The 14,907-nt window shown below is 34.1% G+C and carries 8 protein-coding genes and 1 CRISPR repeat array; of the genes, 1 reads left to right on the top strand and 7 read right to left on the bottom strand.

Annotated elements, in window-relative coordinates:
* Window positions 1–164 precede the first annotated feature (164 nt).
* Window positions 165–1,412 (top strand): glycosyltransferase family 2 protein, encoded by a 1,248-nt coding sequence (locus ACZ2M0_RS02865; RefSeq protein ID WP_490058449.1) that lies wholly within the window; start codon window positions 165–167, stop codon window positions 1,410–1,412.
* A gap of 136 nt (window positions 1,413–1,548) precedes the next feature.
* On the opposite strand, the gene ACZ2M0_RS02860 is transcribed toward ACZ2M0_RS02865, so the two are convergent.
* The 7 genes from ACZ2M0_RS02860 to ACZ2M0_RS02830 all read right to left on the bottom strand — a co-directional run bounded on the left by ACZ2M0_RS02860 (window position 1,549) and on the right by ACZ2M0_RS02830 (window position 14,830).
* Window positions 1,549–2,706: a hypothetical protein gene (locus tag ACZ2M0_RS02860; protein ID WP_490058448.1), complete on the bottom strand. Its 1,158-nt coding sequence runs from the start codon at window positions 2,704–2,706 to the stop codon at window positions 1,549–1,551.
* A gap of 163 nt (window positions 2,707–2,869) precedes the next feature.
* The gene (locus tag ACZ2M0_RS02855) at window positions 2,870–4,111 is read right to left on the bottom strand and encodes an MFS transporter (RefSeq protein WP_490058447.1); all 1,242 of its coding nucleotides are present in this window, start codon (window positions 4,109–4,111) and stop codon (window positions 2,870–2,872) included.
* Window positions 4,112–4,223: 112 nt separating this feature from the next.
* Window positions 4,224–7,495: a CRISPR direct-repeat array (repeat unit 36 nt; unit sequence GTTCTAATCATCATTGATCTAACAATCATCTAAAAC).
* A 30-nt stretch (window positions 7,496–7,525) separates the two neighbouring features.
* A complete protein-coding gene (gene csn2 / locus ACZ2M0_RS02850; RefSeq protein ID WP_490058446.1) occupies window positions 7,526–8,194 on the bottom strand; it encodes a type II-A CRISPR-associated protein Csn2 in 669 nt (222 codons plus the stop codon).
* A complete protein-coding gene (cas2, locus tag ACZ2M0_RS02845) occupies window positions 8,191–8,496 on the bottom strand; it encodes a CRISPR-associated endonuclease Cas2 (protein ID WP_490058445.1) in 306 nt (101 codons plus the stop codon). Before cas2 ends, csn2 begins: the two co-directional genes overlap by 4 nt.
* On the bottom strand, window positions 8,474–9,385 hold the full coding sequence (cas1, locus tag ACZ2M0_RS02840; RefSeq protein ID WP_490058444.1) for a type II CRISPR-associated endonuclease Cas1: 912 nt from the start codon (window positions 9,383–9,385) through the stop codon (window positions 8,474–8,476). The genes cas2 and cas1 overlap by 23 nt, the downstream gene beginning before the upstream one ends.
* Window positions 9,386–9,610: 225 nt before the next feature.
* Window positions 9,611–13,792, bottom strand: coding sequence for a type II CRISPR RNA-guided endonuclease Cas9 (gene cas9 / locus ACZ2M0_RS02835; RefSeq protein WP_490058443.1), 4,182 nt, complete (start codon window positions 13,790–13,792; stop codon window positions 9,611–9,613).
* A 129-nt stretch (window positions 13,793–13,921) separates the two neighbouring features.
* On the bottom strand, window positions 13,922–14,830 hold the full coding sequence (locus tag ACZ2M0_RS02830; protein WP_045927542.1) for an L-lactate dehydrogenase: 909 nt from the start codon (window positions 14,828–14,830) through the stop codon (window positions 13,922–13,924).
* Window positions 14,831–14,907: the final 77 nt, after the last annotated feature.

Below are 14,907 nucleotides of genomic sequence, written 5' to 3'. Positions count from 1 at the left end.
TTACATGTTTAAGTTTTCCCGTGATTAAAGCAATACTTATAAAGATATATCCCTATATATTAAATTTTAAATTTAAAAAGAATATATTTTTTGTCTAGACCAATTCGTGTTATTATAAAACTAAAGTATATTTAGATTAGGAAAAAATAACTAGGTGATAATAAATGAAGTTATTAATAGCCATAATATTAATTTTGGGTGGCTGTTCATACATTTTTGATTTAGTTTGGACTCTTTATCTGACATTTAGCAATCATGTTAGGCAAGAACATTACGGTGGTCGCTGTCGAGATTTCGATACTATGTTCTTGTTAATCCCAGCAATGAATGAATTTCAATCTTTAAGAAAAAACATCCCCAAATTAATGGATTTACAAGAACAATGTACCAATTTCATCAAACTCAATCTAGTCTTTATCGATGATGATTCTAGTGATGGCACCACTACTTTACTAGAAAAATACGCTTATCATCCTAATGTCGTAGTTGTACACCGCGTAAAGCCTAATGCTCAGCAAGGAAAGGGCCCGGCATTAGAAGAAGCAGCTGAACGCATTGCCAAAATGAACTATTCTGAGGATAAAACTATTATTGGTGTCATAGATGCTGATAGCCACTTAGATGCAAATTATTTACGGCAAGTGGTATATGCCTTTAACCATTCTAATTGCGACTTACTTCAAACAAGAGTAAATATTTATAATCTGGAGCATAATATCGCAGCAATGCAAAATTTTGAATTCACTATTTATAATTCTCTTTTACAAATGGCAAGAACTTATTGGGGTTCATCTTTGGCTTCAGGCAATGGTCAATTCATGACCTTAAAAATGACTAGTAACGTTGGCTGGTCATCATCATTATTGGAGGACTGCGAATTTTCATTAAAAGGCTTATTAAAAGGCTATCGTGGTACCTTCTTAAATACCGTCAGCATTGGACAAGAAGGGGTTACTAAATATAAGAAGCTGATTAAGCAACGTACCCGTTGGTGCCAAGGCGGTTTTCAATGCCTAGGCAAATATGGTAAAAGAATTATTAAATCTAAATCTATTCCGTCAATGGTTAAAACTTTTGTACTGCTTTTCCTGCTTATTCCAGTATTTTCAATGGTCACAACACCAGCCTCCGCAATTTCATTAATAGTTTTACTGCTTTATATCAAAACGAATGCCTGGATTAGCATTTCAATTATTGCCAGTTTGCTGGTAATAGAATATTTGACAAATACAATGTTAATACTAAAGCATTATCGTGAAACTAAGATTGCTGAGCCTCTGAAAATTTCTTATTTACTGAAAATATTGTTTTTGATTGATTTTTACAGATGGTCGTTAGCTATAGTTTCATATAAAGCTTTGGGAAGAATTTTAGTTGGCAATCAGTCCTGGTCAAAAACTTCTCACACTTAACATGGCAGAAAACTGAATTAGCTTCTATTTTTAAATACTTACATTCAAAAAGACTAATAAATTTGAGCTTTGACAACCCAATTTATTAGCCTTTTGCTTTCTGCAAATTTTATATAATTAAATTCATTTAATTAAGCTACTGTTCTCTATTCTCAATAACTCTTCTGAATTGCAACCAACTCTCACTAAGATTTGAAGTCAGTGAACCAGTTGCCTTGCTTGGAAGGCAATCAGGATGTTTTTCAAGCAAATCAGTCATCTTTTCTTTTAATGCTGGAAATTTTTTCCAGTCACTGCTTTGAGCTGACCATGCTATATGTTCAAACGGACTCATATGCTTTTCAGCAAGCAATCTGTTGCCCAGATTTGAGCCATTTCTATTTTTCATTTGAGAACGGTCATGATACGAAATTCTGGCACATTCTGAAGCCGATTGCAGAAGCACTGGCTCAAGTTTTGCCCATGATAACAGATTATTCTCCTCAACATCGATAAAGGGAACATGCAATATTCTCTTTTTCAGTGTTCCATACTTGGGACTTGCTTTAAGAACAGCTTTAATCAAAATTGCAATAGTTTCCATTTCCGGCTGGACGCCAGCAGCAATTCTCAAATCCAGAAAATTTTGCCAAAAAGTTGATGTTACCAGAGTTTCATGCCACATCCATGGCTCAATCAATCTGTTGCAGTCTTGTTTATGGGCATCATTCCATGAGGCTGGAACTGCATCATTTTTATATGCTTCATCATACTTGTCAGCAAATTTTTCCCAGTCACTAGCTTCAGCATCGTAAGGAACTTCCTCTTCATTCATCAGCTGTCGAAACATACCCAGAACGGCTTCATCTCGGGAATGCAGCCAATTTGCAGTAGATCTTTTTGCCCTTTCTGAATCAGCAAATGGACCTGTCATACCCTTGTGATTAATAGTCCAAAGTGGAATCACATGTTGCTCCATGACTGGCTTGACGGTAGTCTTTATGCTTCTGGCTCTTGAAGAGGCACTGTTTCTGCTGAAAACCCGATGAGTATTCCACTCGGGAAGAATAAATCTGGGAAACCTGACAATCATAGTTGTGACTCTGTCTGGTGTAATTAAGTTTTCATTCTCAGAAAACTCTCTGTTGATTGAATCTTTTACAATTACAGCAGAATAGCCTCTAAGAACTGGATCCTTATACCTTGCGCAAATGGTCTTGGCACCATTTTGGGACCAGGGCATTTGCTCTTCTTCCACAATCACTGAAGACCAATCTGGTTTAACTTCACGACTATTATTATGCAGTGTAGTCATTTATATATCTCCTCATTAATTTATTAAGTCACAGACTATAATCATTATTAATCTATCTGTTACTTTAAACAAATGACCTGCATATATAACCAAAAAAGGGTTCATAGTTTCCCAAGCTGCCTATAAATTCTTGCTGTTTACTATTTTGCCCAAATTTTTGATGCTAAGACTCGTTATCATGCTTGATTTCAGGTGCCAGTAAAAAAATACTAATTGCTGTAACTAGCAAAAGTTCAATGGCTGAAACTCCAATGCCTGATCTTGAGCCTATTTTTTTAGCAACAAGACCGCCTAAAAGATAGCCTAAAGAGTTTACTCCAATCAGCACTGTTTTATAGATACTCGTAACCCGTCCAAGGTATTTTTGTGCAACTTGCTGTTGCCTATTCGTGATGATACTAATATTAATAATTGATTCAATTATAGAAACAAACGCAATAGCTAAAACCATAGTTGGTACATTTTGGTCCAGTGCAAAAAGGGCACGAAAAAGAGCACCTGCAAAAATTAGTAGAATAAACAATAGATTAAACTTAATGTGCTTATTCAACCAATTGACCACCAAAGTACCAATTAAGGCACTGACAGCTGCAATCGCTGAAATTATTCCAATATTTTGAGAGGAAAGTTTTAATTGGGTACGTAATATTATGAGGCTATCATTATCAAAATTAGCTGATACAATATTAACTAGTGCAGCTAATATTAACGGATACAAAACAGAACGAAGATTAAGTGTATATTGCAGACCTTCCTTTATATCTGTTTTTACCGTTTTAAGTGCAGATTTAAGAGCTGTAAAGCCGATAAAAGCGGTAGATTTAGTTTTCAGGCTGATCCTTTTTTCCAGTAAAAGGCTAATTAGGTAGAAAACTGCACAAATAACAATTAAAAGGCTATGTGAAATATATTGATATAATATTCCGCCTACAATAGGCAATGCAAAATTTGCTGCATATTGTATGCCATAAACCAGACTGTTTAATTCTGAAAAGTCCTTCTTTTCTACTAAAAAAGAAACAAAAGTAATTTCTGACACCGTATTAATTGTGTTTGTCACGCTGACGACAAGTGATACCGCATAAATAATTAAAATCATGCAATTCACTGTTAACTGGAATGCAAATGATGCGGAAAGAATCAAGTAGCTGATTAATCTAATCAAATCACTAAAAATGAGAATTTTTTTAACATCTAATTTATCCGTTAGAGCTCCTGCCGGAAGACCTAAAACCAAAATAGGCAATGTTTCAATAATGGAAATTATCGATAAGTGAATACCATTTTTAGTAATATCAAGAACCATCAACGGCAACGCAAATGACATTAAAGAGCTGCCCAAGTTATCTGTGATCACTGACAAAAGGTATAGTTTGTTGTTGTTACTTTTTAGTATGTTTTGCATGTGAACAAATGGCAGCCTTTCTTTAATTAGTGTCAATTCTTAAAATATTAAAGCGTTAATTGATCTAACAATCATCTAAAACCAGGCTTCTTTGCTATGGTAACTTTACCACGTTCTAATCATCATTGATCTAACAATCATCTAAAACACTTAATGTTCAGCACAACAAAATGTTACAGTTCTAATCATCATTGATCTAACAATCATCTAAAACAGGAAAAGCTTTGCCTTGGGAAGAGATCAAGTTCTAATCATCATTGATCTAACAATCATCTAAAACACAATTGATGAACAAACTTGTAATTACTGTGTTCTAATCATCATTGATCTAACAATCATCTAAAACTGACGATATAGTGGAAGAGTTGAAGAATGCGTTCTAATCATCATTGATCTAACAATCATCTAAAACAGTTCAAAAAGTCGATTAAATTCTCACTTAGTTCTAATCATCATTGATCTAACAATCATCTAAAACAAATTTCATAATTAGCGCCTAACTCTATGCGTTCTAATCATCATTGATCTAACAATCATCTAAAACTATGCGGAAAAAGCTTTAACTTAGGATTAGGTTCTAATCATCATTGATCTAACAATCATCTAAAACTTAGTGAAACCTTATTTTTGAATTAGTTTAGTTCTAATCATCATTGATCTAACAATCATCTAAAACAACAATCAGGCCAACAAGTAGCTAAGGACAGTTCTAATCATCATTGATCTAACAATCATCTAAAACTAACGCTTTCGTTTTTCTTTCCATATTTGTGTTCTAATCATCATTGATCTAACAATCATCTAAAACGTTATTGTAATTTCTTTCAGTTTTGCAACCGTTCTAATCATCATTGATCTAACAATCATCTAAAACACATTTTAAAAAGTTCCTTTCTGATTAACTGTTCTAATCATCATTGATCTAACAATCATCTAAAACTTATCAAGCAGGGAAGAATTTTTATCAGTGGTTCTAATCATCATTGATCTAACAATCATCTAAAACACGAGCGCGGCTATCACATTTACGACACTTGTTCTAATCATCATTGATCTAACAATCATCTAAAACTGAGTGGTACAAGCGTTATAAAGAGCCTGGGTTCTAATCATCATTGATCTAACAATCATCTAAAACAGTCTAATTCTGTAATAACATAGCGCTTATGTTCTAATCATCATTGATCTAACAATCATCTAAAACTCTATAAAATACTGTTTGCCGTTCATTTGAGTTCTAATCATCATTGATCTAACAATCATCTAAAACTTGACGATTTGTTTTATGAATTACAAAATTGTTCTAATCATCATTGATCTAACAATCATCTAAAACCATACTCACGGATCAAGCCGATATAGTTGCGTTCTAATCATCATTGATCTAACAATCATCTAAAACATAGAGCTTTTTGCCATAGACATCAACTTGGTTCTAATCATCATTGATCTAACAATCATCTAAAACGTAACGTTGGTAAATTCTTCGGCTTATCAAGTTCTAATCATCATTGATCTAACAATCATCTAAAACATTACTACAAATCAGGTTTAGCAGATCTACGTTCTAATCATCATTGATCTAACAATCATCTAAAACGATTCTGCTAAAAAATCACCTGAATTTTTAGTTCTAATCATCATTGATCTAACAATCATCTAAAACAGTTAATATATTTTGATTCTCACAAAAACCGTTCTAATCATCATTGATCTAACAATCATCTAAAACAGCCGTACTTAGTTTAGCAGTGCTCTGTCTGTTCTAATCATCATTGATCTAACAATCATCTAAAACTTTTAAACACTTTCTATAAAATTAAAATTAGTTCTAATCATCATTGATCTAACAATCATCTAAAACAATTTAAGTAATCGATTAAATTCTCACTTAGTTCTAATCATCATTGATCTAACAATCATCTAAAACTGGTCCGATTGCCGTCGGACCTTTTTATGTGTTCTAATCATCATTGATCTAACAATCATCTAAAACATCGTTGGGGAATAACAAAAGATTCTTCATAGTTCTAATCATCATTGATCTAACAATCATCTAAAACAAATGTGTTATCCATAAAGCTAATTAATAGGTTCTAATCATCATTGATCTAACAATCATCTAAAACTGCTTCATTGCTCCGCTTATCGTCAATATCGTTCTAATCATCATTGATCTAACAATCATCTAAAACAGAAATTAGCGTTTTGACGTTCTTTCAAAAGTTCTAATCATCATTGATCTAACAATCATCTAAAACATTCGTCTATTTCTTGCAAAACTTCACGTAGTTCTAATCATCATTGATCTAACAATCATCTAAAACTTGTTCTTTGGTACATGTTATTCCAATTTTAGTTCTAATCATCATTGATCTAACAATCATCTAAAACATGGTATTATGTATAATTAGCCTATTCAGTGTTCTAATCATCATTGATCTAACAATCATCTAAAACTATATCAGTTGCTGAATGAATATAAAATTAGTTCTAATCATCATTGATCTAACAATCATCTAAAACCATAATACCTTGAAACTGGTGTTATTGCTTGTTCTAATCATCATTGATCTAACAATCATCTAAAACCAAGGCCGAAAGTACCTACGCAAGCTCCGAGTTCTAATCATCATTGATCTAACAATCATCTAAAACTTGGAAAGCGTTCAACTGGTAGCACATGATGTTCTAATCATCATTGATCTAACAATCATCTAAAACTATCAGCGAGCCGATATGCCTTAACCTGTTGTTCTAATCATCATTGATCTAACAATCATCTAAAACAGACTTTGACGACTTTTTCTTTGAACTTTTGTTCTAATCATCATTGATCTAACAATCATCTAAAACATTGTGGCTGAACCTTGTTGGCAAGAGTTTGTTCTAATCATCATTGATCTAACAATCATCTAAAACGACGTAGTTGGCAATTAATTGGTCCGATTTGTTCTAATCATCATTGATCTAACAATCATCTAAAACTCGCCTCTCATGATTGATGATAAGTATTCAGTTCTAATCATCATTGATCTAACAATCATCTAAAACATAAGCTGCTCTCTCTCGGTGATTAGCGTCGTTCTAATCATCATTGATCTAACAATCATCTAAAACTTACTTTGTAAACGCCCTTGCTGTATTTGCGTTCTAATCATCATTGATCTAACAATCATCTAAAACCTAACAATTTCATTATAGCACTTAATTACAGTTCTAATCATCATTGATCTAACAATCATCTAAAACAAGTGATTGTATATCTGATAATACCTACTTGTTCTAATCATCATTGATCTAACAATCATCTAAAACCTATTGACAGTTTATAATGATAATGATATTGTTCTAATCATCATTGATCTAACAATCATCTAAAACCGATATTTTATAATCTGATTTTAATTTTTGTTAGTACCAATCGATTAGATCCTTATCAATATAGTAAAAAGGTATGTCTTCAGAAATTGCCAAATTTTCTTTTGTCGTGAATTCAATTACAACCAAAATTAAATTCATTTCTGTGACAAGACTAGCTAATTCTTGCCACTCCCGTTCTTCCAAGTAATGAGCTACATTACAAATAACAGGAACTGATTTTAAATTACACGTTTGGTGAATTTTTAAAACTGTTTCTATTATACCATATGGAGTGAGCAACATTGATTTATCTAAATGAATTTCTGTAAATTTAAGTAATTTCTTTAAATCTTCGTCAAAATTAATTGCTAAAGGTAAGTCTTCAAGTAAAAGTGAATCTTGCAAGGTTGATTCTAAATTATAAAAAGACTTAATCACTTTATTGCGATTTTCTTCATCTAAATTTTTCAGATAACTACTTACAATATGGGGCATATATTTTTTGGTAATATCACCACTAAGTAGTGGATCGCCAATAAAATCAAAAGTTTTACTTACATCAAGAGGACTATAATCATCCTCTGAACAAATTAACAGCTTATTTTTTCCTTGAAAGCCTTGAATTATATCACGGTAAGCAATTGAACTTTGTAAACCAATTACTTTTATTCCAGGATCCTTAAATACCCATTTTTTATGAGTCGCATAAGTTAAAATCATAAAATTACCGTCCTATCTGATGTATTACGCACATCGTCAATTGGCTTACCGACTAAAAAATGCATGTCATTATATTGCTTTTCAGTAACCATTAATGACTGTACTAATCCCCCGTGAGGTAAAAACTTTCTAATACGATTTTCCAAAAACTTAGCCGTTTGTCTAGTAACACAGACCCTCACATATACTGAAAATTGGATCATCAGAAAACCTTCATTAATCAACTTTTTATGAAATTGGCGATATTCTTTTCGTTCTTCAGCTGTTTCTGTTGGTAAATCAAACATTATCATTAAGCGCATTATTCGGTACCTCATTGGTCAAACTCATCTCCATTTCAGGTAATTCCTTACTATCCCCACTTAGAAATTTTAGACATTCTCGTACATAAACTGTAATAGCATTTGTCAAAAGCGTCTTTTTACCATTAAACTTTATTTCTAAACTTAAAAGTTCAACTAGCCCATACTTAATATCAGGCGTTAATTCCTTAATCTTTTCGTGGGCCTTAACCCAATAATCTACAAATGGTCGAAATGGTTCCATTAAGTCCGAGGCCAAATTAAATGGGTTTTCCTGTGAACAGTGGTGAATGCCAAAATAGGTCAGATAGCCATTCATTACAATTTCACGGTTAAAACTAGAAAGCAAAATGGCATAGCCATAATCTAATGCTGCATTAATGGCACTGGTATCACGTCTGACAAAGTCCTTATCGAATAAAAGCATAAAGTATTTACGGGCTGCAATTGCCTCTCGGTTACTTTCATCATTAATTTCTAACTGGTCCAGTTCACTCTGAACCTCGTCCTTATTCAATTGATAATTAGCTAAAACCGCAATCTGATTTTTGATCTTTTGACTAACTATCTTTGTCCACAACACCTCTTTTAAATGATCATCCCAATTAAATTGTTGCGTTAATTTAGCCATATTCCTTGTTCCCGGATAATAAACAGCTGTTTCAACGATAGGATTTCCTTTTTCATCAACAAATATAACTTTGGTTTGATTCTGCGCCAACTTACTAATGAGTGCACTAGTGATCACTGCCTGTGTAGTTGAAACAAGTAACAAATTAATATCCTCAATTGGTATTTGGTTTATTCCATCACGAGTTTGTACAATCATCATTTGCATTGAATAAGTCAATTTAGCATGCTGCGTGATGATTACTGATCTCCATCCCATATTTTCCTCCTTGTATTTTTAAAAATAAATGTTATACTATAGTTGTTGGTTAGCTACCAACGATCTAATCATTATTGATCTAACAACCAGATTTTAAAATCAAACAATGTATCTTTGATACTAAGTTTCAACGCGGTATTATTACCGTCCTGCCTCAGCTCTATAGCGGAGGTTTTTTTATGCATAAAAATAGGGAACCGGATTATTGCGCTTCCCTATTTTTGTTTACAAATCGGCTATCCTAACCCGTTTTTCGAAAAGTCCAGTTGGTGACTGGTAAATTAACTTTGCATCTGGTGATAAAGCTATGCCAGATGGTGATTGCATTAATCCAAAAGGAGTTTTAATTCCAATATTCTTTAAATTAGGAACGACTAAATTATCATGTAAGCCATTCAGAATATTGGTTAAAGTGATTTTTTTATCACTAACCGCCAAGTCAAGAAACTTTGATCTACCTAAATGTAAGCTATTTCTAAATTTATTCACATCAAATAATGGTAAATATTGATCAACCTTTTGCAGAATCTCATCATATGCTTCTACCAATAATTGATCTTGATCTTCGCCCTTTTTCAAGTTATCGGTCACTATTCGCATTGTTTCCTGAGAAAGAGTCAGCTGCTTAGCATTTGTTTCATATTTTGCAGAATATAACATAAATTTTTTGTCGCCATCCAAAACGACTTGCTTAAAAGGTACATGATCTTTTATTACTCTAAAGTCTTTAATACCACGCTTAGGCTTACCTTTGTTATCAAACATAATCTGCGGTTCTAGCACTTTGTGGAGTTCTTCCTGATAATTTCCTTGCTTTTCAGCCTGGTTTAAGCCAGCGAGAGCGCGCATCGGAACGCCAATAACTTTATAAATGGATTCTTTTGTCTTATCAATCTTGACAATTACCATATATGCATCAGTGTTGCCGCTATAGCCACCATAAATTTTCGGATCGAGCCCATTACCTTTAGGAATCAGCTTTCTAGTCTTTTTGCGATCACGCTCTCCGCGAGGATAAATAGTCATGTTAAACATACTACTATCTTCAGTCGTGGTTTCTCTTGAAACCAGCATGTACTTATAATTGTAAGCTTTACGTAATTTATCAAAAATATCAGGATGCTTGTAAAAGACTATTCGCTCACTATTATTTTCTTTAATTTCTTCTGGAGCTTTACGCTCAGAATTATCCTTTTGCAATAAAGGCCACATAAATGTAAAGCCCTTGAAGTGTTTAATCAAATCCTTCTGCAAGTCTGGGTCTTGACTGAACTTTTTATACTTGCCATAAACAAAGTATGGCCGATACTTAGGATAAACCTGGTACAGAAAGTTGCCACAAATAATTGAAAGGTAGGCATCAATGGCATGGTGATAGTCATTTACGTCACGACTCTTATACAAGTTTAGTCGTTGACGCAAAGCCGAGTTATCTCCAGCTTTAACAGTAATAATTTCTGCATCTGGGTATTTATTTTGCAAAATAACTGAGACTAATTTAACTATTTGACTCGTTTCTACCAATTGTCTGTTAATAAACCCAGATTTTTGAAATTTATTTAATCTGTCTGGATCAAGTAGCAAATTACCTAACTTATGTTTATTAATGATGCCAGCCTTTTGCCAGTGCTTCCACATTTCACCTACCGTCATCTTCAAGTCTGAAACGTAATTATTGGCAAAGCGCTTATAAGGTACATCATCCGATTTTTCTGCATTTAATGGAGTAGCAGTTAATACTCTGTTATCAAAGGAATCATCTTTAATAAATGACTGAGGCAAAATATGATCGATCTGATAATTTGTTGATACTTCATCAATATTGATTTTCTTACCAGTGTATGCATCACGACCTGTCTGCATAAAGTACAAGAAGTACTTATCTTTAAGCAATTTGCGACTGGTCATTGCTTCCTTTAAGCTATCAGTCAGTTTCTGATCTACCAATTCGCCAGCAGTTTCTTGATATGCCTTGAGCAATTTAGTACCACGAATATGCGACAACTGGGGATTTTTATCAGGATCACGTGTAAATTCAATCGCAAATTGTGCGGGTTTCTTACCACCAGCTGCTTTTACAACGTCAGCTACTACTTTGACAACCTGCCTAATAGCTTTTTTGTTAGCAGGAGAGGTATAAGCATCAGCCAGAATCTCCTCAACACCATTTACTTGAGTAACATTTTGGTTTTCCTTAGCAATTGCATCTTTAAAATCTGGTTCAGTCACAATTTGCATAAAGTTCTTTTGGCTATCCCACAGTTGTTCCATAATGTTTTGGCCATTTGTATCATGTAATTCAACTAGGAGTCTACGTGATAATCTGCCCCAACCTTGCAGGCGCCAAGTCGAAATTGCCTTAAATTGTTCAGGCGTTAACCATTTAAATTCAGCATGTAACTTATCTTGGTATATCTTTTTATCTTCAAAAATAGACGAATACTCAATTATTTTTTCAAAGTCTTTTTGATATTGTGGATCTGCTAATTCCTTATCAAATACATGTAAGCTTTTGAGGTGATAATAGCTCGCCAGACTTGAATTAAATTTAGTTGGATCAGCCAGTCCCTTAATTTCTACAGTTGGCAAATGTAGGTTTTGCTTCAAATAACTTGTCAAGGATTTTTCCGTGACAGTTTTCTTTTCTTCAAAAAGATCATTGAAAATTTGTTGCTTAAGGTCGACGCCTATTCTACTACCATTGATTCTAATATTATTAAGCTCATTTAGAACTTCAAATCTTTGATAAAGCAAACTATTAGCTGGCAAAACATCTTCACCTAAAAGATAAGTATCCTTAATAGTCATGCGCTTAATAAACTTGTTGGCAGATTCTTGCCGGTCTACTTTTTGCTCAAAATTCCAAGGCGTAATCTGACCATCTTCTTTTCTGACCATCCAAGCAAAACTCTTACCGGAAGTTTTTTCCTGTTCATCAGCTGTAATCATCGGACCTACATAATAAGGTACTCTGAATCTAACCAGTTCATCTAACTTGTAAGGTGCTTGTTTACGATGATCTTCTACCGGATTTTCTGCAGCTAAGAAGGGATAATATTTGCTTTGATTAGCAATAATCTTATCCAATTCAATTTGATGCAGCTGAAACGGAATTACACCATTACTATTCGTCCGCTGTTTAGGCATAAAGTTATCTGCAGCTATTTCTTGCGCAATCTTGCGAGCTGACTCAGAATCATCAAGGTTATCCTTAACTGTTTTATAAAAATCTTCTTTGGTTAAAGCGCCATCCTGCTTAAATTCTGTTTTGGCTTCCAGTAAACGACCATGACGATTATTAACGTATAAATCATAAGCTAACAGCAACTTTTTAGCTATACTGCGGTCTTGCAAAGAGTCGATATATGCTTTTAACAACTTATAGTCTTGATGATGCTTGTCGTACTTGGCCACCATTGACTGTGATAAGCTCTTGTTTTCATCAACAATAGTACTTAAGGTAATCGCGCTAAACAATTTTTCGATTTCAGCGACAACAGTCTGATCACTTTCATCAAGATCCGGTAATAAGGCATCCAGCTTATCATCTGCATCTGCATCCGAAAGTTTGAATTCCCATTGCGCCTTGTCACTTTTATCGATTTCTTTGCCTAAAATAGTTTCAAATTGCGTTTTGTAACCCATGACGGCGTTAGCAATCTGCTTGGCCACATTTTTCTCTTCCTTGGCAGTTGAATCTGTTAATAACTTAGCAATTTTCTTGACCTTGTCCATCTTATAAACGGTCTTTTCTGCATCTTTACCGCGTATAACTGCCTCAATCTCGGCAGCGTTTGCGACATTTAATTCAATAAGATCTTGGTCCTCAACTATCTTTTCCGCAAAAGCATCATTGATTTTCGATAAAATAGGACCTACTTCAATTTTGGAAGCTTCAAAGTCTTTTACAGGTGTGTCTTGTAAGAAATTCCCCCGATACTTAACAATGTGGTGGATGGCTAAAAATATTTCCCGTAAATCAAATTGACGGTCTTGAGCCATCAATGCATCACGCAAATGATAAATCGTCGGATATTTTTGATAAAATGCCTGATCTGCCTTAGCTGTTGGAAATACAATTGCCTGGTATTTTTTTCTGCTTTTATCTAATGGTGACACCCAAGATTGGTGCAGGCGCACAAAAAATCCCGGATCTACCTTAGCCATTGGTTCTGCAAAAATCTCTTCCAAAAGTCTTAAGCGCCACTTTCTACGTTTAAGCCGTCTTCTAGTAGTTCTAAAACCCCGTCGATCAGCAGCAGTATGACCTTCTTCAAATAAATGTGAACCTATGGCGGTTTTTCCTCTGAGTTTTAATAAGTTATTTTTCTTATCAGTCACGGCCCAGCCGCAAGAATTGGTTCCGATATCGAGACCTAAAATATAATCTTCATTAACTCTTTTCATCTATTTTCTCCTTTATTTTTTATCATTACTATAAGAATACCCCTTATAAGAAAACAATTCACTATCTTTTTTTATATAATAAAAAAATGATGATCTTTGTGACCATCATTTTTACTAAACAAACTAGAACTACTTGTTAGCTTTTTCTTTAATTGTTTCTGCAGATGCCTGTAATTTCTTTTCTTCTTCATCTGTCAGTGTCAATTCAACGGTTTGAACAATACCGTCACGACCAACAATTGCCGGGTAAGATAAGTAGGTACCATATTTTTCTTGGTAATTTGAAACTGGCATTTCAGTGTGAGCATCGCTTTGAATGGTTTCTACCAAACGGGTCACAGCAGCTGAAATACCGTAGTTAGTATATTGCTTACCTTTATAAACTGTTTGACCACCAAACTTAATTTCATCGTTTAAGTCTTCAAGCTTAAGGTGTTTTGCTTCAGCTACTTCAGTAATTGGTTTTTCCAAAACTTTAACGGTGGACCAAGCAGTAAATTGTGAATTACCGTGTTCACCCAAGTTAAAGCCTTCAACTGAACGAGGATCGACATTCATCCGTTCACCAACAGCACGCTTCATACGAGCCGTATCTAATAGAGTACCAGTACCAATGACATGTTTGCGCGGTAAACCAGTTAGTTCTTGATACATATTAGTAATTGCGTCAACTGGATTGGTAATGGCAACCAAAATACCATTGAAGCCGCTCTTCTTGATTGACTCCGCAATGTCTCCAATTCGCTCACGGTTATAGTTCAATTCTGCGAAACGCTCGCCGCCTGCTTCCAACTCAATATTTCCAAAAGCACTAATGACAATGTCTGCATCCTTGAGGGCGGAATAATCATTGATTGTAATAGTAGTGTGATGCTTCAAATTTGCCATCGCGTCTTGAAAATCAAGCTGATCTGCTCTAACCTTTGCTTCATTAACATCAATCATAACGAGGTCATCTACTAAACCTGTTAATATTAACTGTTGCGCTACCGTACTGCCAACGTGACCGTCACCGATAACTCCTATTTTATTACTCATAATTTTCCCTCCTACTTGTTTTTTCAAAATTATGTAATATCTATTATATACAAAATAATGATAAAAATAAAATTATT

This window comes from Lactobacillus sp. VURO6/B1 (VP7), from assembly GCF_058139575.1.
Note: the sequence above shows the minus strand (reverse complement) of the source record. Positions and strands in the feature narration are given on the sequence as shown.